The sequence below is a fragment of the Bartonella sp. HY761 genome (genome assembly GCF_026743145.1).
Taxonomy (GTDB): Bacteria; Pseudomonadota; Alphaproteobacteria; order Rhizobiales; family Rhizobiaceae; genus HY038.
Genome location: NZ_CP104887.1, coordinates 686,017 through 708,038 on the forward strand (window position 1 = coordinate 686,017; position 22,022 = coordinate 708,038).

Consider the following 22,022-nt stretch of genomic DNA (forward strand, 5'->3'; position numbering starts at 1 on the left):
ATAAATATAAAGATGAATTTCAGTGTATAGTTTCATAGGCTGTAATTTGGGGGATCTAAGTCAGTTCAGGGAATTGAAGATTGGCTTATGAGAGATTTAGAGCAATTAGGATTTTATAAAGAAACTAAGTTTGCTTTAGGTGATTAGGTGATGCCTAATTATAAATGTAGTTTTCTAACAATGAAAGCAAGGATGATTAAATGGTAACGAAACGTAAATTCCTTATTGGTGCTGTTTTTAGCACTATTTTGGCAATGGCAGGCTTTAGCACACCATCATTTGCAGAAAATATTAAGATTACCCATGCATCAGGTGAAAGCGAAGTGCCGCTTCAACCTAAAAAAGTTGTGGTCTTTGATCTTGCAAGCCTTGATAATCTTCAGCGCCTTGGTGCGGGTGATACGGTCATTGCTTTACCAGAAATTGGTTTGCCTAAATATCTTGAAGCCTTTAGCGATGAAAAAATTACCAAAGTTGGCACACTTTTCGAGCCAAATTATGAGCTTATCGCTTCGCTTAAACCCGACCTTATTATTGCTGGCGGTCGTTCACAGCCAAAGCTTAAAGAATTAGCAGCTATTGCGCCTACAATTGATACAACTGTATCAACAGATAATTATCTTGGCGATGTTGATCGTAATGTTGAAATTTTAGGTAAGATTTTTGGCAAGGAAGCGGAAGCTAAGGCCGAAATCGAAAAGCTTGCCGCAACTCTTGCTGAAGTGAAAAAAGAAGCAGATGGCAAGGGCAATGGTCTGCTTATTTTAACAACTGGCGGTAAAATGAGTGCATTTGGCCCAGGCTCACGCTTTGGTCTACTTTATTCAGGCTTTGGCGTTTCTCCAGCTGTTGCAGATCTACCCGTTGGTCGCCATGGCCAGCCAATTTCATCTGAATATATTTTGGAAAAAAATCCTGATTGGCTTTTCGTTATTGACCGTGATGCTGCTATTGGTCGTGAAGGTCAGTCTGCCGCTCAAATGCTTGATAATCCAGTTGTTAATGAATCAAAAGTTGCACAAAAAAAGCATATTGTTTATCTTGATCCACAAAACTGGTACCTCGTTGGCGGTGGTTTAAGTGGTCTTCACGAAACAGCAGACCAATTGATGAAAGCCTTTAAAGCTGCTGATGCAAAATAAATTGTTATTGGCAGAATCTATCATTTATCGTTTTTGTTGATAGACTTTATTACAATATTCAATTTTGAGTTTTTTAAAGCGGGCACCATAAAGGCCCGCTTTTCTTTTAGATAATTGGTTAGCATGCGAATTCCTTTTTTGTGTTTATCACACGGTGCCATAAAATCCCTGTTAAAAAGACGAGTAAAACGAATAAAGGCAATTTTAAAAAGTTGATTAAAATATACTTGTTTTATATGACTAATCATTCAAACTAGATTTCACTTTATCATTTAAGAATAAGCAGTTGGGGCAAAACCTGCTTATTATATAACAACATGCTGGGAATAATTTCTTGGGAAAGCTAATTGGCGGATTATTAATTGTCTGCATTCTCGCCCTTTGCAGTATATTTGTTGGTGTTAGCGATGTTACGCCATCAAGGCTTTGGGCGCTTGACCCTTATGCTTGGAATGTTTTTTGGGCAACACGTATTCCACGAACTGCTGCGCTTATTCTTGTTGGCGTTGCCATGACTATTTCTGGCACAATCATGCAGCTTTTGTCCCGTAATCGTTTTGTTGAGCCGTCTACTGCTGGTACGGTAGATTCTGCATCCTTAGGAATTTTAACCGTTTTATTATTAGCACCTGATTTGCCTGTTATCTTAAAAGCTGCTGTCGCAGCTTTATTTGCGCTCATTGGCACATTAATCTTTATGGCAATTTTACGCCGTATACCATTGCGGTCAGCTTTATTGGTGCCATTGGTTGGTATTATGCTTGGCGGGGTTATCGGGTCAATTAGTACATTTTTTGCCTATAAACACGATAAGATCCAATCTCTGCAAGCATGGATGTCCGGCGATTTTTCAAGTGTGATGCAAGGACAGTATGAACTTTTGTGGATTGCGGCGCCACTTGTATTGCTTGCCTATATTGCCGCAGACCGTTTTACTGTTGCAGGCCTTGGTGAAGATTTTACCACTAATCTTGGGGTTAATTATCGGCGTATTGTTATGATGGGGCTTATAATTGTTGCAATGACCACAGCACTGGTTGTGGTAACTGTTGGGCAAATTCCATTTTTGGGCCTTATTGTACCCAATATTGTTGCGCTATTCATTGGTGATAATATGCGGCGCGCCGTGCCTTGGGTCGCACTTTTGGGCGCATCAGCGGTGTTATCTTGTGATATAATGAGCCGCTTAATCAATTATCCTTTTGAAATTCCAATCAGTACCATTTTGGGTGTTGTTGGTAGCGGTATTTTCCTTTTCCTCTTGCTGCGAAAGGGGAACCGTTTTGCTTAAATCTATCAATAGACCTGCTTATATTATTGCACTATTAGTCGTAATTGCTGTCGTTTTTAGCATATTTTTTATGTCGTGGAACTTGCTTGGCAATATGTCCTTTGCATTAACACTACGTGGTAAATCGCTTATTTCACTTGTCATTGTTGGCTATGCGATTGCTATTTCAACAGTGCTTTTTCAAACAGTTACCAATAATCGTATTTTGACACCGTCTATCATGGGCTTTGACCAATTATACCTTTTGGCGCAAACAGTGGTTGTTTATTCGGTTGGTGTCTCAGGGCTTGCGTTGGTAAGCAGTGTTACTGGCTTTATTATCCAAACACTTATTTTGGTTGTTTTTGCTACGACATTATTCAGGTGGCTATTTGCTGGTGAGAATAAAAGCCTGCATCTTGTTTTATTAGTAGGTATTGTACTTGGCACATTTTTCCGCAGCTTAAATGTTCTCTTGCAAAGAAAAATTGATCCAGATTCATTTGTAGGGTTACAAGAGCGTTTCTTTGCCAATTTCAATAGCGTTAACTCCGATGCGCTTTTACCAGCCTTTTGCATTATTCTGGTTGTGAGTATTTTTGTTTTTGCCAAGCGTAATTGCCTTGATACTTTGGCATTAGGGCGTGAAATCTCAATTAACCTTGGTGTTGATTATAAGAAAAATGTCACGTTCATTTTAATGCTAGTAACTATTCTTGTATCTGTCTCAACAGCACTGGTTGGGCCAGTTCTCTTTTTCGGATTATTGGTTGCAAGTCTTGCCTACCAGCTTGCAGGCAGCTATCGACATATTTTTATTTTACCAATTGCTGCGCTTTTGGCCATAATATGCTTAGTTGGCGGTCAATTCATTATGACACATGTCTTTAACCTTGGCGTGCCGCTTGCGGTAATTATAGAATTTATTGGTGGTATTGTCTTTATCTGCCTGCTTTTGAGGGGATCCTTGCGATGATTGAAATTAAAGGTGTGTCGAAAGCCTATAATGACCGCTTAGTGGTTGATGATGTCCATCTTACAATACCAGCGCAAGGCATTACCTCGATTATTGGGCCTAATGGCGCAGGTAAGTCAACATTGCTAACGATGGCAAGCCGTTTAACACCGATGGATAAAGGCGAAATTTCGGTTGGGGGTCTTGATATTTTAAAAACCCCGAGTGATGAGCTTGCTAAACGGCTTTCAATTTTGCGACAAGAAAATGTCTTAACATCACGTTTAACCGTGCGTGAATTGGTGACTTTTGGTCGCTACCCCTATAGTAAGGGGCGGCCAACCTTGGAAGATAGGCAATTTGTCGATTCCGCAATCCGTTATCTTGGCCTTGAAGATTTGCAAAATCGCTTTCTTGATCAATTATCGGGCGGCCAGCGTCAACGCGCATTTGTTGCCATGGTTATTTGTCAAGATACTGATTATGTCCTGCTAGACGAGCCACTTAACAATCTTGATATGAACCATTCTGTTTCGATGATGAAGCAATTGCGCCGCGCTGCTGATGAGCTTGGCAAAACTATTGTTATTGTTGTTCATGATATTAATTTTGCATCTTGCTATTCAGATACCATTGTCGCTATGCGTGATGGCAAACTTATTGCGAAAGGATCGCCAAGCGAAATCATTGAAACCGATTGTTTAAAAGCAATTTATGATATGGATATTAATGTGCGAGAGATAAATGGCAATCGTATTGCTATTTATTATTCCTGATAATTTTTATGATTTTGCGTTGAAAAATGTGGCAAGACTAAAAGTCAAAGCAAGTTGATGCAGCATTTCATTCTTTAACTTATTCAATAATTAGGGCATATTAGAAATATAATTCTATTTCAAATATGCCCTATTTTTTTGATGGTTAAAACTGATATTTTATTTTGATACCGCCACCACCACCATGACGTTGACCAACAAAAGCTTGGCCGTTAACATTAATGTTGAAAGCCTCATTATTGGCTATAGGCTGGAGATTGAAACCAGCTTCAAATATACCTGAATCTCCCTTTAATGATGGCTTATCAAGTTTAAATTCATAAGCAGTTGCTGCAATTGTGCCATTAAATTCATGTTCATAGGCCGCACCAATATAGGGTTTAAATTGTTCGCTATAGATATAGCTGTATCGCCCACCTAGCTGTAAGCGAGAGCTGGTCGCGCTATCAAAGTGTAACTTTTCATAGCCAATTGAAATCGTATCGCTATCCATGCGCGTCCATAAATAGCGCCCATAAACATCAAGCGCCTGCTTTTCATCAAAATTAAAAACATAACCAATAGCGGCATGACCTCCAACATATTTACCTTTGCTATCATAAGAACCGTGATAGCTAATTGATGATTCTTTAAGAGCACTTAAAGTGTTGCCGACATCAAAACTATTATTTATTTGTCCAGCGCGTATTGAAACTTCTAGATAAATACCATCGGCTTGATCAGGTGTAAAATTGACAACGCGGCCAAGACCGGTTCCCTCTAAGTCAATGCGGCCAAAAATGCCGGCACCTTTATAATTGCCATTCCCATCACCATAAACGGAAGAAAAATTGGTAAAATTGTTATAGGTGTCATAAGTGCCATGACCATATTCAAAAAATAGGCCAATGGTGGCTTTGTGGCCGGCGTTAAAATCAAAGCCAGTAGCAACGCCAACTGCCATATTAAAACCTTTAATATCAACATGGCTACCTGTATTATATATTTGTGATGAACCATTGGCGATCATAAAAGGTATAAAAGCTGGACGATTTATATTATCATCATTTGCGCGCACCATAATACGTATTTTATCAATTCCGGCTGTTGAAATAAGATCACTCCCTTGATTGAGAAATCCTAACATTGCTGCTCGACCTTCCGAATATGATTTTGATTGGGGATTTATTTGAGCTGCAGATTGATTATTGTTAGGATTAGACGGCTTAGGATTCTCTGGAGTAGGCTCTGCTGGTTGATTAGGATTCTCCGGAATAGGCTCTGTTGGTTGTTTAGGATTCTCTGGAGTAGGCTCTGCTGGTTGAGGTGTTATATCTGCTTTATTGTTAATAGTTAAAACAAGTGCTTTATTATCATCAATTAACTGTTGTTCTAAACTTGCTTGATAGATAATAAATTGGCCTTGTTGAATGACATAATTATTCAATGCAGTCCAAGTACCTTGGGTCTTTGTAATAAAAATAATTTTATCACCATTATAAAGACGATTATCACTCATCTGCATATTTGCAATTGTATGTTTGGTGTTTGTCAAATCAACAGCTTGGCCATTACTAGAAATTGTTATAAGTCTATCTTCATTTGTTACATCGCTTGGCAAAGTCCAATTATAATTTTCAAAATTATAAATTCCAGATACTGTACCGCTATAACCTATCAAATTTAGTGTATTGCCGGAAATTACTTTATTAAAAATATCTTGAGAGTTGGCATTTGAATCATTAAAACTAAGCCCAGTGTCATCTACACTTTTACCGCCCCAAATCGCGCCATATTGCATGACATCAGAAATATTGTGACCTATAACAATTTGCTTTCCTTTCAATGTTACTATATTATTTATAGCTACATTGCCAGTACTATAACCGCCAAAAATGTCGCCCCAGATGGCCGATGACCCTGAAATCGATACTTCATTATTGATAACTGCACCGCCAGAACCTTTTATGCCATCATTGCTAGTAGCGCCGCCACCGATGCTTAAGCCACCAAAGATACTCCCTCCCTCCATGCCTTCTGAGCCGCTGATGTTTGAAGAACCTCCTTCGCCGCCGATGATAGTAACATTTGTTAGTGAAACTTTGTTATCGCTTACCGTTCCTCCAGACCCCCCCGTGCCCATGTAAGCACCTCCTATGCCCCCCATACTTAAGCCACCATAAACGCCTCCACCTCCAATTCCGCCAGTGCTTGCGTTGCTTCCTATGCCACCGCTACCACCCTGAAGCGCTACATCTGTTAATATAACTGTGTTATTGTTTACATCCCCACCCAAACCACCAATTATATCATGAGCATTGTTGCCGATACTTAACCCACCATAAACACTGCCACCTCCCAAACCTCCAGTACCATAAATACTACCAGAACCACCAGCGCTACCATTACCACCCTTAAGGGCTGTGTTGGTTAATATCACCATATTATTATTTACCTGGCTGCCAGATCCGGCGTTGCTTTGATCGCCACTATTCCCGCCCATACTTAAACCACCATAAACGCTACCGCCGCCAAAGCCCCCAAAGCCCCCGGCGCTATTACTTGCAAAGCCACCCGAACCGCCATTTGCTCCTATAAGAGCTACATCTATCAAGGTAACTGTGTTATAGCTTACGAGACCACCAGAGCCTCCCGCACGCGAAAAGCCCCCTGTACCACCAATACTTAGGCCACCCAAAATACTTGCGCCACCAATGCCGCCCATACCACCGCCACCGCCCATCGATGAGCCGCCACCGCCACCATTGGCTCCTGTAAGGGTTACATCTTTTAGTGAAACTGAATTATTAGTTACTTCACCACCAAAGCCACCATTACCCCCAGAAGCGCCTGCACCGCCTATACTTAAACCACCATAAATACTTCCACCACCAAAGCCTCCTGAAACGCCGCCGTCGAAACTTTCTCTATTTGCACCTTCCACTGCATTATTCGTTACCCCACTCCAATCGTATGCGATGTGATGCATCAAAACTTTATTATTTTCGATACGATTACCGGAGATGCCATTTTGAGTGCCCGTTGTAAGGGGTGTCCCAGCATCTCCTATATTTACACCACCATAAATAATATAAGGAGCAATGATGTCGCCTATGTTAGGTTGTGTATTCCAATTTGCCTGAACTGTAGCATCAACATCACCTATCGTAATCATATTTCCAGTATAATTACTTTGTGAAAAAAGACTTTTATATTTTTCACTATTATCTGAGATAGCAGTTGGGTCTTTTTTAAAGCTGGTTGATGCGCTTGTTCCTGTATATATAATATCTTCGGCAACAGCATTTGGTATACCCATGCAGCTTAGCCCAGTTGCACTAAGCGCAATTATAATAGAAAAACGTGAAATTGAGCCTTTAAGGCAAAAATAATTATTCAAAGAACTCATGATAAGTTTTTTCCTATACAACATGATAGGATGCAAAAAACAGTAAACGTATTATGTCACGTTACGTCGTATTCAAACGGTTTGCCTAATCGAAATATTCAAATCATTGCTTTTTTACGCAATTAAAACATTAGTTTTGAATATATTATAAAAAATATAATTTACAATAAAAATTTGTTTTTTAGAAATTTTTTAAAGTCTAAAATAAAATTTTAATTAATAAAATTATAAATTAAGATTTTTTCTATTATTAAAATTAAATAGTTTTTTTGAAGATAATTATTTAATAGTTGATTTTTAAAATTTTTGCTTGTTTAGGTTCAATTAGATATAATTGCGAGTGAATTAAAAAAAAGTTTTGTATGATGTTTTAAAAAAATATTTAGCCATTTAACACAAAAATATTTAGAGTAAAAACAATGCGATCAACTAAACTCTAAGTGCATAGAAATAATACTTAATTATTGTTGTGAATAACGGCTTATTTCGTGGTATTGGGCTCTAACAAGTAAGCATGCAAAATTAAAAAAGGACTTGTTTAAATTTAAAAACGTGGTTTTCTATCATCATCGGGAGTTTTGAATATTGAAAGCCGGAGGAGTAAACTATGACTGCAAAATCTAATTCTATATCATTGGAAAGCTATTGGATGCCGTTCACGGCAAATCGCCAATTTAAGGCAAATCCTAGAATATTGGCATCCGCCAAAGGCATGTATTATAATGATATTGATGGCAATAAGATTATTGATGGTACAGCAGGTCTGTGGTGTGTCAATGCAGGCCACGGTCGGGCTGAAATAGCAAGTGCGGTTGAGCAACAATTATTAACTCTTGATTATGCCCCTGGTTTTCAGATATCGCATCCTATTGTACATGAATTTGCTAATCGCTTAATAGACATGGCCCCTGGCGGCAAAGAATCAGGTTTAAACCATGTATTTTTTACTAATTCAGGATCTGAATCGGTTGATACAGCTTTAAAAATTGCTATTGCCTATCAACGCTCTATCGGGCAGGGTACTCGCACCCATGTTATTGGTCGGGAAAAAGGCTATCATGGTGTTGGCTTTGGCGGCATTTCCGTTGGTGGCCTAGTTAATAATCGACGTGTTTTCCCCAAAATTCCCGCAAGCCATATGCGCCATACTTTGAATATTGAAAAAAATGCATTTTCGCGGGGGCTTCCAAAGCATGGGGTGGAACTGGCGGAAGATTTGGTACGCATTATCGAGCTTAATGGTGCCGAAACTATTGCAGCAGTTATTGTTGAGCCAATGTCCGGTTCAGCAGGTGTAATTTTGCCTCCTAAAGGCTATTTAGAGCGCCTACGTGAAATAACGCAAAAACATGGCATATTGCTGATTTTTGATGAGGTTATTACTGGTTTTGGGCGTTTGGGTACACCTTTTGCCGTAGATTATTTCGGCGTTGTACCAGATATGGTGACTTGCGCCAAGGGGCTAACCAATGGTGTTGTTCCAATGGGGGCTGTATTTGTGCAGCAAAAATTATATGATGGCATGATGAACGGTCCGGAAAGCCAAATTGAGCTTTTCCACGGCTATACCTATTCTGGTCACCCACTTGCTTGTGCGGCAGGGCTTGCCACATTAGACATCTATGCCAAAGACGATCTATTTGCTCGTACTGCGGGTCTTGCACAATATTGGCAAGATAGTGTTTTCTCGCTGCAAGACTTGCCCCATGTTATTGATATTCGCACAATTGGGCTTGTGGCCGGTATTGAACTTGCTAGCCGTGATGGCGCCCCATCTCAGCGTGGTTATGATGTTTTTGTCGATTGCTTTAATCATGGTGCATTGGTGCGTCAAACCGGTGATATTATTGCACTTTCGCCCCCTTTAATTGTGGAGAAAAGCGAAATTGATGAGATTATCAGTAAATTGGCTGATGCCATCAAACGGGTAAAATAAGCTAGGTAACTAACGCGTATCCAATGGCTATGACATCGGATACGCGTATATTTTGTAATGTCTAATAGAGTTTATAAAAAATGTAAATTTATTGTTTTGCTGCAGCAAGCGCTTCAAAAATGCGGGCCGCCATTTCAGCGCCGGGATCCTTTACATTTTCTAATTGATTAGCTGAAACATAGCTAGCACGACCAGCATGAGCCGTTAACATTTTTCCTGTTTCATCTGCGCCCTCACGCGCGGCCTTTGCAGCTTCTTGTAAGTTGCCACCCGCGATAAGCGCATCAAATGCCGGTTGTAAAGCATCAATCATGGTGCGATCACCAGACTTGGCACCGCCATATTCCATCATTTTTTGTAAGCCGATTTTAAGTGCTTCTGCCCAACCTTGCTGTTCATTATAATTATGGGCGGCACTGGTAAATAAAATAGCCAGCAAGACACCGCTAGAGCCGCCAGCACTGCGCATTAAACGCTCACCGATTTGCTTTAAAAATCGGGGTGGATTTCCAGTTGCAAGCTGATCTTTCATATCTCTAATGCTTTTTGCTGCAGTGCTTAAGGTTGAGCCTGTATCACCATCACCAATTTTGGCATCAATTTCATCAATCTCATCGGCATTTTTAATAATTGTGTTAATAATGGTTGCAAGTATTATAGCAATGTTTTCATCGCAGGTAATGGCCTGTGTTTCTTGTAGCGTTGGTTGAGGCAAGGAAATTAATGCGTGTTTAATGCTTGTATCGCGTACAATTGGCCAATCTGCAACACTCACAGCTTGGGTTAAAGCCGCTTCTTTATCATCATCCAATATTAAAATACTTATTGAAAAACCACGCATATCAAGCGATGTCATTAAAGGTGCAGGTCCTATAATATATTTCGCATGGCTATAAAGTGGCGTCTTGGCAAGCGAATTCATCAAAATAGATAATTCTAATGGCGATACGCCACCAAGGGAGTTGAGCATGATGGCGATTTTATCTGTACTTGATAATTTTTCGCAAAGTTTAACTGCAGTAAGGGCAACAAGATCATCGGCCGATTGCATGGGAATGATAGCAGCTCCAGGTTCGCCATGAATACCAAGCCCTAATTCGGCTTGATTATCATTAAGAGATTGTTCCGCTTGCTTGGCGCCTGGTATATTGCAATGATTAAGGGATAGACCAAGGGAATGGGTAGCTTGGGCAGCCTTTATCGCCATTTCATGAACTTTTTCAAGACTTGCACCTTGTTCGGCCAGTGCTCCTGCTAATTTATGCACAAAAAGCGTGCCAGCAATGCCGCGCGGTTGCTTATGGTCGGGTAGGGCTATGTCATCAGCAACAATCACCATTTCAACCTTATAGCCAAGGCTAATCGCTTGCTCACGCGCTAGACCAAAATTGAGGCGATCTCCCGTGTAGTTTTTAACAATAAGCAAGCAACCAGCTTGTCCGCAAACACTGGTAATTGCGGCTAAAACAGCATCAACGCTCGGGGAAGCAAAAATTTCGCCGCATATGGCAGCTGTTAGCATAGCTTTGCCAACAAAACCAGCATGGGCAGGTTCATGGCCTGAGCCGCCGCCAGAAATCACGGCAACTTTATCCTTTTGCCAATCGGCACGGATCACAACCTTTATTTCTGGAAAAGCATCAAGCCGCGTTAGATTTGTGCCTGCGGATGAAAGGAGTAAGCCATCTATTGCATCACTTACCAATGTTTGACGATCATTCATAAAAGATTTCATTGAACACCTTTTAAGTTAATGTGTAAATATTTATAAGAAAGAATAGTAATTATGGAGTGTAGCTCGCGGTTTTGTTAAGCCACTTCAGTTTTATTAAAAAGCAGTTAAGCACAGAAGTTTGAAAAATAAAAGTCAGTCGGCCTGTAAGCCGGGTTTTGTATGGCAAAGCTTAACGCTTTACGTGGCAGCCATTCATCTTGGACGCAATGTTGCCATGCGCCTCATGCAACCCACCCGGATGATTGGCTGGAGACAGGCCTGTGGTTAAACCACGCATCATCCCTATTCGGTCTTGCTCCCGGTGGGGTTTACCCTGCCATTATCATTACTGATAATGCGGTGAGCTCTTACCTCACCCTTTCACCCTTACCTATAAAATATAGGCGGTTTGCTTTCTGTGGCACTTTCCCTAAGGTCACCCTCGCCGGGCGTTACCCGGCACCGTGTCTCGCTGGAGCCCGGACTTTCCTCACTAGCCACCTTTCGGTATTGGACTAGCGCGGCTGCCCGGCCGACTGACTTTGCAGTGCAATAGCATGCTAGGGTCCAAAACGCTATAGCATTTTCTGCAAAAATTAAATCGACTTTCGCTTAGCGAATAATGCAGCAAAATAAAGGTTTTACTGCGCATCTTCCAATTTAATTTTTGGTTTTCGTACTTGTTCGCGGTAAAACACAAATAATCCACTGCCAACAACAATTGTTGCGCCGACCAATGTCCAAAAGTCTGGAAAATCATTAAATATGATGAGACCTACAAAAATCGACCAAACAAGCTGTAAATAATTGAAAGGCTGAATAATACTAACTGGAGCCATGGTGAGCGCTTTAATCATTGCAAAGTGGCCGCTTACCGACATAAGACATAGGAGAACCAACAGCCAAACATGGTGAGGATCCATATCCACCCAGAAATAATAAATGCAGCCAGTCGTGATAATAGCTCCAACAAGGCCAATATAGAAAAATGAGGTAATCGCGCTATCGCGATCGCCTACCAAACGGGTTATCGTTGCATAAAGTGCAAAACAAAAAGAGCCGCTTAAGGCAAAAATAGCGCCAACGGAAAACACACCCGAACCGGGGCGAACCATGATTAAAATGCCTAAAAAGCCGATAATCAAAGCAGTGATACGCCGCCAACCGACCGCTTCTTTCAAGATTAAAATTGCAAGGAGTGTGCCGAAAAGTGGATAGGCTTGAAAAAGCGCCGTGGTTTCAGCAAGCCCCATATGACGAAAGGCTAAGCCAATCAGTATAAGCTCCACCAATAGCAACACACCACGTAAAATTTGTAAGTAAATGTGACCGCTTTTGCTGTTTTTGCGAAAACCGCCTTTTGATTGTTTCGCCATCAGCATGCCAACCGCCAAAAATACCCAATAGCGTACCATGACAATAAAGGTAATTGGATAGTTACTTACAAGAGTTTTGGTTATGGCATCTTGAAAAGCAAAAATAAGGGTCGCTAAAATGGCAATCAAAATACCTGGCCAATAATTAGGCTTTTGGCTTTCGCTTTCATTGGACATTTATTGCCTTCCCTTTTTTAATTATTTATAGCTTTATGCTTAGTATGCAAAATCTATGCTTATAATTCTAGTAATACTGTGCATTTAAAATCTTGCAACAGCAATACTATGGGTGTTGAAAAAATAAATCGTGATGTTTCACTACCTAGATGAAAATAACCTGTAAAGCCCTATATAAAATGCTAAAAGCACATATCTATCCAATAAGATATGTGCCTTAATATGTTGTTTTTAATAAGGTTATAGATAAATATTGGCAGAGCTATTTAGCTGTTAAGCGCCAACTAGATCGAACCATGCATCCTCATCAATAACCTCAATACCAAGTTCACGTGCTTTATCAAGCTTAGAGCCAGCTTTGGGACCCGCTACGACAAGATCGGTTTTTTTAGATACTGAACCTGCCGTTTTTGCACCAAATCGCTCTGCCATGGCTTTTGCTTCATCACGCGACATGCGTTCAAGCGAGCCAGTGAAAACAATGGTCTTGCCAGCAACGGGCGAATGACTTGCAACCACCACTTCTTCGTCTAAAGGGGTAACTTCAGCCAAAAGCGCATGGACGGCTTCTTGGTTATGGGGCTCACTATAAAAATCAACCACAGCCTCGGCAACAATTTGGCCTATGCCTTCAATATTGATAAGTTCTTGCCACGTATCATTGCCCTTGTCGGCTTTGCTTTCTGGCATTTTGGCATCCTTAGCGGCTTTTTCAAAAGCAGCATAGGAAATATAAGCTCGTGCTAAGCGTTTGGCGTTAACCTCCCCAATATGGCGCATACCAAGGCCAAACAAAAAGCGGCTTAGTGCAATTTCACGTCTTGCATCAATGGCATCATAAAGCTTTGCTGCAGAACGACTGCCAAACCCTTCAATATTTTCAAGCTTGGTAAGCGAATTTTCCTGCCGTTTTTTTAAGGTAAAAATATCGGCGGGAGTTTTAATGCTCAATGATGGATCTTCAGCATGAAAGAAAAATTCAACCTGCTTTTCGCCCAAACCCTCAATATCAAAAGCGTTGCGTGAGACAAAATGGCGAATGCGTTCAACCACCTGAGCAGGGCAGATAAGGCCGCCGGTGCAACGGCGCACCGCTTCTCCTTCTTCGCGCACTGCATGGCTGCCACATACAGGGCAGATGGTAGGAAATTGATAAGGCAACGCATCACTGGGGCGTTTTTCTAAAACCACATCAACAATTTGCGGAATAACATCGCCAGCACGTTGTATGATAACTGTGTCACCAATACGAATGTCGCGGCCATCACGCAATTTGCCACCATTGGAATCAATTCCAGCAATATAATCTTCATTATGAAGGGTGGCATTGGTCACCACGACACCGCCAACGGTAATTGGCTCAAGGCGCGCAACTGGTGTTAAAGCACCAGTTCTGCCGACTTGAATATCAATTCCCTTTAACAGCGTAAAAGCACGCTCGGCTGGAAATTTGTGGGCAATAGCCCAACGCGGTGAGCGAGATACAAAACCAAGGCGGCTTTGCAAGCTCAATTCATTGACCTTATAGACTACGCCATCAATATCATAATCAAGGTTTGCTCTTTGTTCCTCAATCATATGATAATGATTAATAACATCCTTGGCGCTGGTAAACAGCTTGGTGAGGGGGTTGACGACAAAACCATATTCAGCAAAGCAATCCATCATTCCCATTTGAGTTGTTGCCGGCATTTCGCTAACTTCACCCCAAGCATAGGCAAAAAATCGCAATGGCCGCTGTGCGGTGATTGAAGGATCTAGTTGGCGAAGTGCGCCAGCCGCGGCATTACGCGGATTGGCAAGGCGCTGTTTGCCTGCTTCTTCCTGACGTTGATTTAGTTTTTGAAAATCATCACGTGCCATATAGCATTCGCCGCGCACTTCAATAATATCAGGATAGTTACCTTTAAGTTGGCGAGGAATATCTTTTAGTGTAAGAGCGTTCGCAGTAACATTTTCACCAATTGTACCATCGCCGCGCGTTGCGGCACTTACTAGTTTGCCTTGTTCATAGCGCAGCGATAATGATAATCCGTCAATCTTAGGTTCAGCACTAATGCCAAGTGGCGTTGTCGTATCAAGACGTAAAAAGCGATGTATGCGGTCGATAAAATCATTAACATCTTCGTCATTGAAAGCATTATCAAGTGACAGCATTGGAACATTATGGCGTAGCTTTTCAAACTTTTCTGAAACCTTGGCGCCCACTTTTAAGGACGGAGAATCTTCGCGAATTAAGGTTGGGAAACGTTGTTCAATCGCATGATTGCGTTGCCGCAATGCATCGTAATCAGCATCAGATAGGGCAGGATTATCTTCCAAATAATAGAGTTGATCATTATGGGCCATTTCGCTAGCAAGAGCCGCCAATTCCTTTGCAGCTTGCTCTTCGCTTAAATTTTCAACAGCAATCTGTCTTAATTCATTCTCGCTCATATGTTCCATTTCCTATTGTTTTTTCGCTTGATTTTCATAACCGACTTGATGAAGCATTGCATAAAATTATTTGAAAAATATTTAACACTAGTTGAGTAGATGATATTATTACGATAAAATAAAGATCCAAAACCTAAATTATAAGCTTGCCAGCATTGTGCAAGCTTTTAAATGAATCAACAAGGCGTGATTTGTCTCTTACAATGTCGATAGGTTAAATTGATATCTTATATATTTAATGGATCGATAATATAGGAGTTTTATGTATGAAAAAATTACTTGTGGCATTATTAATATCTTTATCAAGCCTATCAACTTACGCCTATGCGCAAGGCGATATTACGATCAGTAGTTTAGAAAAAAACACCGACACGAAAGTAGAATTTCAAAAATTAATGAAAGGTCAGAATTTACCTAAATGGATAAGTGAAGGCGGGACGGAATCTCAGGCTAAAGAAGTTATCATTGAAGGCAAAAAATATCTTGTATTGAGCGCGTGCAAACCCCATGATTGTGATGCGCAGCAAATAGCTCTGCTTTATTCAACTGAAGCTAAAAAATTAGCAGGTGTTTTCTCGTCAAACGATGATAAAGATGGTAGTCAAAAACTACAATGGCTCAATATTCCTGATGAATTGTCGATTGACGGCAAAACAATTCTATTTGCAGCATTGACGGGTAGTCTTGATAACCACCCAAATAGCTTTAATTTTAAATAAGAATTGCAATGAGTGGGGAAATATATCCCCACTTAAGCTTCATCACAAATGTAGATCTTGTATAAATTTTTTTCTATCCAAAGGATGAAAGACATTGACCAGTCGATACAGATTTGAAGTTGTTGAAATCGTAGTTCGAAACACGTCTTAAGCACCGATTGCAGAAGATCTGTTTTATAAATGCCTTATTTGTGAGGGCATGATACCATCAAGGCCTGATTATAGTATTCGTTGTCAATGTAGGAATGTTGTAATCAATGTTGATATGCATCGCTTATATATTGGAGATTATCAAAAATTTTCAGTTTTAAAACGAATGAAGGTATAAATCGATTAATATCTTTTATAGATAAATATCAATCATTTAAATCGATCTCTAATTTATCTTCTTTTAAGGTCGAGAAAAAATCAATTTTTATTAAATGATTTATTGCTTTTACAATTTCATCATAGGTTATTTCTTTTACAACAACAATATTTTTGGAATAGAAAAACCCATATCCATATCGTTCATTTTCAGCGTCTATATCTTGTTCTAAACGCATCTTGTCATAAAAAATTATATTATATGATTTTTTTTCAATAATGACATATAAATCAAAAAGATATCCTTTGCATTGCGTTTCATAACGTCTTCTATCGTCAAAGGTAGAAAGAAATGCTATGTCATAGCCGTTTTCACGAATAATATGCATAAAATTTCCTTTAAGAATACAAACAGTCAAATATATGTTTGCCCATTGCGATGCTAAAAAAACGCAAATTAGTCTTTGCTGGCTAATAGCTTTTTAGCGGCAGCACGAGCCTCGCTGGTTACTTCAGCACCAGCCAGCATACGGGCAATTTCTTCTTGTCGTTCTTTTTTATCCATCAAATGGATGCGTGAACTAACGCGATTGCTGTCGCCAGTTTCAGCCTTGGCAATAAGGAAATGTCCATCAGCACGCGCTGCCACTTGCGGTGCATGGGTGACCGATAAAACTTGCACATTTTGCGCAAGGCGTTTTAATCTTTGACCAATGGCATCCGCCACTGCACCGCCAACGCCGGTATCTATTTCGTCAAAAACGAGAGTAGGGGCAGAGCCGCGATCAGCGAGTGCGACTTTTAATGCTAGCAAAAAGCGAGATAATTCACCGCCTGAAGCAACTTTCATCATTGGGCCGGGTTTGGTACCGGGATTTGTTTGCACATAAAATTCTACCGTATCGATACCCTCAGCCTGCCGCTCATTCAAGTTACTGGTAAATTCAATGATAAACTTTGCACGCTCTAATTTTAAGGCAGGCAATTCTGCCATGACGGCAGCTTCAAGTTGATGAGCAGCCGCTTTGCGCTTTTGCGACAATTCTTGCGCTAAAACATCAAATGCATCACGCGCTGCCAAAGTTTCAGCTTCCATCTGCGTTAAAGTGGTTTCGCCAGCATCAAGATCGGCAAGATTTGCGTCGAGCTTGTCGCGCAGTTCGGGTAAGTTTTCTACCGCAACCGAATATTTACGTGCTGCTGCCCGCAGCGCAAACAGCCGTTCTTCCACGGTTTCTAATTCGCGCGGATCAAAATCTATAATGCGCATGGCATTTTCTACAGCATCTTGTGCAAGGCCAAGCGCATCAAGGGCTTGGTCAACTTGTTGGATGATCGGCTCTACAATGTCTTGTGCTTCGCTCATCTTGCGCTCCAGACGGCGGACAAGATTGGCTAATATTGGAATGGCTGATGTTGGGCCAGATAATATTTCACCTGCTTCGTTAATATCGCTGGCAATTTTTTCGGACTTCATCATTGTGCCACGCCGCTCGGCCAAGGATTCTTCCTCGCCAAATTGCGGATCAAGCAGCGATAATTCTTCAACTGATGCGCGTAAATAATCAGCTTCTTTAGCCGCCGCCTCAACATGGGCGCGGTGGCGAGCAAGCCCTTTTTCAAGGCTGCGCCAAATTTGATATTGTTGTTTTAATGCAGTAACTTCACTGCCAAGACCACCAAAGGCATCAAGCAAATCACGATGGGCATTAATGTCGATTAAAGCGCGGTCGGCGTGTTGACCATGAATTTCAACTAAATGGCGTCCAATATCACGTATGAGCCCAACGCTTGCAACTTGGTCATTGATAAATACGCGCGAGCGTCCATCGCTTGACTGTACGCGCCGCAATATAATATCGCCGTCATCTTCAAGACCATTTTCGCGAATTAATAAACGTGCCGGATGATTAATCGGTACATCAAAAACGGCAGTTACTTGGCCTTGTTGTGCGCCGTGGCGCACAAGCGAAGCATCGCCCCTTGCACCGAGCGCAAGGGAAAGAGAATCAAGCAAAATAGACTTACCGGCGCCTGTTTCGCCGGTAAGTACAGAAAGACCGACATCAAAATTGATGTCCAATTTTTCGATCAGAACAATGTCGCGGATCGAAAGTTGAATGAGCATGGTTTATTGTGTTCTGTTCGCTTGGTTGGCATTATTGGAAGACCCGCCCTTAAAGGCGCGGGAAATCCAAGAGCCGCTATTTTCTTGTGGTGAATGGCCAGCCTTTTGCAAAAGCTTATAGGCATCAGCATACCATTTACTATCAGGGTAATTTTGCGCCAATACTGCCGCAGCTGTTTGCGCTTCAGGAATAATACCAAGAGCAAAATTAGCTTCAACTAGGCGATAAAGTGCTTCTTCAATCTGATTAGTGTTTGAATATTCTTGCACAACAGCTTTAAAGCGATTGATAGCGGCAAGATATTGGCGGCGTTCTAGATAATAACGGCCAACTTGCATTTCCTTACCGGCAAGCTGCTCGCGCCCGAAACGAATCTTATCTTTGGCATCCGTAACATATTCAGAGTTTGGATAACGATCGACCAGTTCTTGCATAGCAGCAACTGCGCGTTTTGTATCTTTTTGATCGCGGGTTACGTCAGGAATTTGGCGGAAATAGGCAAGACCGATAATATAATAGGCGTAAGCTGCTTCTTGAGAGGTTGGATATAGCGAGATATAACGGCGCGCCATATTAACCGCTTCATCATATTTGGATTGGCGATAATTCGTAAAAGCGCCCATAACAAGAGACTTACGTGCCCATTCAGTGTAAGGGTGTTGGCGGTCAATTGCTTCAAATTTCTTAGCGGCCTCATTAAGGCGACCTGCTTCAAGATTGGCAAGGGCTTGGTTATAAAGCACGTCTGGCGACTCAATAGTGTCAACATAAGCGTTAAGATCAAGCGCTTTGTCTTTGTCTGCACAGCCTGCTATAAGTGCCGTTGTGGCAACCATGCTGGTAATCAGTAGACCTCGGGCTAAGCTAAGTGGTTTAAATCCCCGAATACTGAAATACGATTTTAACATTGTCATGCTATCTCTGGCCCTCTTGGCACGCTGGTTGAATGAAGTGGGTATCACAGAAAAACTGCGCTAAGTCCACACCCTTTTAACCAAAACTAGTCTTTTTACCAATAGTTTAGTGATATATAAATATCACATTTTCAAATTTTTGATTTGTGTCTCAATTAAAATAGCATTTTAGCTTTTAAATCAATTCACGAATTTGATTTGTCTGAATGATTCAACAAAAAATCAAAGGCAATTCAAATCTTGTTATTCTTAATAAAGCATTTTGCAAAAAATACAAAATATTTAAGCAGCTTATAAAGGCATAACTTTTTTTAATGCTTATCGTCAATCATTCTATCTAGGCTCAATTAAGGCAATTGTTGAAAACTGGTAATTTAAATCGGGTTTTTCACAAAAATGATGTGATTTTATAAGCATCAGAGGTTGATAAAAGTGTTTTTACTGCGGCACCATTTAACGCATGGCCACCGCGCAGTGATTTAAAGCGTCCAATAAAAGGCAATCCTAACAAAGCAGTGTCGCCAATCGCGTCAAGGGCTTTGTGGCGTACAAATTCATCTTCAAATAATTTGCCTTGCGGGTTTAATATTTCTTCATCATGGCCAATAACCAATGAATTATCAAGTGATGAACCAAGGGCTAAGCCTTGCTTTTGTAAAATTTCGGCATCTTTTAGAAAACCAAAAGTGCGGGCAGGGGCAATATTTTTATGAAAAAAATCTGCCTCAAGCGCAAACTCAATATGTTGTTTGCCTATTGCTGGTGAGGCAAAATCTATTGCAATATCAAATATTGTTGCTTCATCTGGCAAAAATTCTGCAAAACCATTGGCGCTTTCAACCCGCAATGGCTTAATGATTTTGATATATTGGCGTGGCTTATCTTGGGTTTTTAAGCCTATATCTTTAATTCCGTTTGCAAATATCAAAGCACTACCATCGAGAATTGGCATTTCATCATTATCAGCTTCAATAATCAGATTATCTATTGCAAAAGCACTAATTGCCGCCATCAAATGTTCAATTGTTTCAACCTTAGCACCATCCTTATGCAATGTTGTGCATAATTGTGCAGGTCCGGCAAATTGGTGGCTGGCTTTTAGGTCAATTGGCTTATTATCATTGCTACTGCGGTTAAAAATAATGCCGCTGTCAACCGGCGCGGGCTTTAATACTATATTGCTAGGCTTGGCGCTATGCACGCCAATTCCATTAAAAAAAATCGGTGCATTTATGGTTGATTGAAATGAATTCACTTAAATTGACCTATATATGTTTCAAATATTAAGACGCGTCATTTAGATAACGCAAATTAACTTATCTTTCAATTGCCAGATAATTTTCAGATAATTCTTGAGGTTTGCATGCCAATAATATTCAGCTAAAATGATAAGAGTTCATATAAAGCGGTTGAGAAAATTTAAAAAGAAAATAAAAATACTTTAATTCAACTAAATATAAAAGATATTAAAAGGTAGCTTTATGATTAAAGATTTGATTGCTTTGGCAATGGCAGTTATATTTTTTACAATTGCTTTGGCGCATTTTTATTGGGCTTTTTTTGCAAAAATAATTTCACCGAAAGTTATTCCGCATATTGATGGTAAGCCGGCATTTATACCGTCTAAAGCGATTACTGTATTTGTTGGTATCGTTTTTATTATTTTAACGGCTTTTGTCGCCATTATGTCATTACATTGGCAAAGTTCCTTATTAAATCCTTTTTATCAAATCGCCGGTAGTCTTTTAACATTTATTTTTTTACTAAGAGCAATTGGTGATTTCAAACTTGTTGGCTTTTTTAAAGAAATTAAAAATAGTGAGTTTGCTTTTTTTGATACACGCTATTGGTCGCCACTTTGTGCGATTTTGGCAATTTTTATGGCATATCTTACTTGGTTATAGTTTAAAGCCAATATCAATGCGGCATTATTAATGGTAATTGCCTATTGTAAAGAAGTATTAAGTGTATAATTGTTAATTAAACAAAGTTAAAACACCTTCTTCCATACGAGTTTCAACCCATTGGCGTTCTGCATCCCAATTATGGCGTTTCCAGCCTTCAAAGCCAAAACCTATAATATTTATTTGCCATTCAGCCGGCCAAAACCGCTTTAAAGTACGCCACATGCCAAGATATCCGGTGGAGGGAAATTGCTTGTAGAGACCTTCACCCTCAATACCAATATCGCGGCAAGCAGATAGGTAAAATTGCGGTGGCATAATTGTAATCGGTTTACCAGCTTCACCTAAAATTTTGATTGCTTCAGCCGTCCAATCAACTTTACGACCTTTTAACAATCGCGATGTGATTAATGGGCGTTTAAAATAACGGCGCATAATATTGGGGTGATAGACAAAAATAAGCTCTCTTGCTGCTTCAAAAAACGGTGAAACAATGAAAGCACTATCATAAAGCTTGGTTTGCATTGGCTTACCAGAATTTGCCAACATTAAACAATCAGTCTTTAGGCCTGCCCAACCGCCTAGCATACGTGGTTCGTTAAAGCGTAAAACATAATCAGCATTATTAATCTCGGCTGAAAAATCTCGTGATAAATCGCCATTTCCAACAATGAAACAGGTTTTACGATTTTCTATTGCTATTGACGAATGCATGGCCATCCTTCGCATTTCATGATCAATAATACAAAACAGCTGAAATATAGGATCATAATCAATACATCATTTCCAAAGCTGCAAGCTATCGTTTAAAGCATTCTTACAAAAATTGAGAGGATTACCTCCATAAAACTGTAAAAATAGCTCTATAAAATATAATTGA

General features: G+C 40.3%; 16 protein-coding genes and 1 other RNA gene. 7 read left to right on the forward strand and 10 right to left on the reverse strand.

The window, feature by feature from the left end; translation table 11 throughout:
• Positions 1–200 precede the first annotated feature (200 nt).
• The 4 genes from N6A79_RS02790 (at position 201) to N6A79_RS02805 (ending at position 4,143) form a co-directional block, all read left to right on the forward strand.
• Positions 201–1,142 carry a siderophore ABC transporter substrate-binding protein gene (locus N6A79_RS02790; RefSeq protein ID WP_268546893.1) on the forward strand — a complete coding sequence of 314 codons (942 nt, stop codon included), beginning with the start codon at positions 201–203 and terminating at the stop codon, positions 1,140–1,142.
• 334 nt (positions 1,143–1,476) lie between these two features.
• On the forward strand, positions 1,477–2,433 hold the full coding sequence (locus tag N6A79_RS02795; RefSeq protein ID WP_268546894.1) for an ABC transporter permease: 957 nt from the start codon (positions 1,477–1,479) through the stop codon (positions 2,431–2,433).
• Positions 2,426–3,388 (forward strand): iron chelate uptake ABC transporter family permease subunit, encoded by a 963-nt coding sequence (locus N6A79_RS02800; protein WP_268546895.1) that lies wholly within the window; start codon positions 2,426–2,428, stop codon positions 3,386–3,388. The genes N6A79_RS02795 and N6A79_RS02800 overlap by 8 nt, the downstream gene beginning before the upstream one ends.
• Positions 3,385–4,143, forward strand: a complete 759-nt coding sequence (locus N6A79_RS02805) for an iron ABC transporter ATP-binding protein (RefSeq protein ID WP_182418805.1) — start codon at positions 3,385–3,387, stop codon at positions 4,141–4,143. Before N6A79_RS02800 ends, N6A79_RS02805 begins: the two co-directional genes overlap by 4 nt.
• 145 nt (positions 4,144–4,288) lie before the next feature.
• On the opposite strand, the gene N6A79_RS02810 is transcribed toward N6A79_RS02805, so the two are convergent.
• Complete coding sequence (locus N6A79_RS02810; protein ID WP_268546896.1) at positions 4,289–7,531, reverse strand: hypothetical protein; 3,243 nt, start codon at positions 7,529–7,531, stop codon at positions 4,289–4,291.
• Positions 7,532–8,138: 607 nt separating this feature from the next.
• On the opposite strand from N6A79_RS02810, the gene N6A79_RS02815 reads away from it, so the two are divergent.
• Positions 8,139–9,467, forward strand: a complete 1,329-nt coding sequence (locus N6A79_RS02815) for an aspartate aminotransferase family protein (protein WP_262079811.1) — start codon at positions 8,139–8,141, stop codon at positions 9,465–9,467.
• 88 nt (positions 9,468–9,555) lie between these two features.
• Here the strand turns inward: N6A79_RS02815 and N6A79_RS02820 are convergent, their stop codons facing one another.
• From N6A79_RS02820 to ligA, 4 genes are all read right to left on the reverse strand, one after another.
• Positions 9,556–11,202, reverse strand: a complete 1,647-nt coding sequence (locus N6A79_RS02820) for a dihydroxyacetone kinase subunit DhaK (RefSeq protein ID WP_268546897.1) — start codon at positions 11,200–11,202, stop codon at positions 9,556–9,558.
• A 128-nt stretch (positions 11,203–11,330) separates the two neighbouring features.
• An RNA gene (rnpB, locus tag N6A79_RS02825) (RNase P RNA component class A) lies at positions 11,331–11,721 on the reverse strand.
• Positions 11,722–11,822: 101 nt separating this feature from the next.
• On the reverse strand, positions 11,823–12,734 hold the full coding sequence (locus N6A79_RS02830; protein ID WP_268546898.1) for a DMT family transporter: 912 nt from the start codon (positions 12,732–12,734) through the stop codon (positions 11,823–11,825).
• 273 nt (positions 12,735–13,007) lie between these two features.
• Positions 13,008–15,170, reverse strand: coding sequence for an NAD-dependent DNA ligase LigA (gene ligA, locus N6A79_RS02835; RefSeq protein ID WP_268546899.1), 2,163 nt, complete (start codon positions 15,168–15,170; stop codon positions 13,008–13,010).
• Positions 15,171–15,436: 266 nt separating this feature from the next.
• On the opposite strand from ligA, the gene ivy reads away from it, so the two are divergent.
• Positions 15,437–15,889, forward strand: a complete 453-nt coding sequence (gene ivy / locus N6A79_RS02840; protein ID WP_268546900.1) for an Ivy family C-type lysozyme inhibitor — start codon at positions 15,437–15,439, stop codon at positions 15,887–15,889.
• Positions 15,890–16,245: 356 nt separating this feature from the next.
• On the opposite strand, the gene N6A79_RS02845 is transcribed toward ivy, so the two are convergent.
• From N6A79_RS02845 to lpxC, 4 genes are all read right to left on the reverse strand, one after another.
• Positions 16,246–16,584, reverse strand: a complete 339-nt coding sequence (locus N6A79_RS02845; RefSeq protein WP_268546901.1) for a hypothetical protein — start codon at positions 16,582–16,584, stop codon at positions 16,246–16,248.
• Between the two features lie 68 nt (positions 16,585–16,652).
• Positions 16,653–18,323 carry a DNA repair protein RecN gene (gene recN, locus N6A79_RS02850; protein WP_268546902.1) on the reverse strand — a complete coding sequence of 557 codons (1,671 nt, stop codon included), beginning with the start codon at positions 18,321–18,323 and terminating at the stop codon, positions 16,653–16,655.
• Positions 18,324–18,326: 3 nt separating this feature from the next.
• On the reverse strand, positions 18,327–19,211 hold the full coding sequence (locus tag N6A79_RS02855; RefSeq protein WP_371739826.1) for an outer membrane protein assembly factor BamD: 885 nt from the start codon (positions 19,209–19,211) through the stop codon (positions 18,327–18,329).
• A 415-nt stretch (positions 19,212–19,626) separates the two neighbouring features.
• Positions 19,627–20,493: a UDP-3-O-acyl-N-acetylglucosamine deacetylase gene (lpxC, locus tag N6A79_RS02860; RefSeq protein WP_268546903.1), complete on the reverse strand. Its 867-nt coding sequence runs from the start codon at positions 20,491–20,493 to the stop codon at positions 19,627–19,629.
• A gap of 226 nt (positions 20,494–20,719) precedes the next feature.
• On the opposite strand from lpxC, the gene N6A79_RS02865 reads away from it, so the two are divergent.
• On the forward strand, positions 20,720–21,142 hold the full coding sequence (locus N6A79_RS02865) for a DUF3995 domain-containing protein (RefSeq protein ID WP_268546904.1): 423 nt from the start codon (positions 20,720–20,722) through the stop codon (positions 21,140–21,142).
• Positions 21,143–21,214: 72 nt separating this feature from the next.
• Here N6A79_RS02865 and N6A79_RS02870 read toward each other — a convergent pair whose 3' ends face one another.
• Positions 21,215–21,856 (reverse strand): glycosyltransferase family 29 protein, encoded by a 642-nt coding sequence (locus N6A79_RS02870; RefSeq protein ID WP_246708122.1) that lies wholly within the window; start codon positions 21,854–21,856, stop codon positions 21,215–21,217.
• Positions 21,857–22,022: the final 166 nt, after the last annotated feature.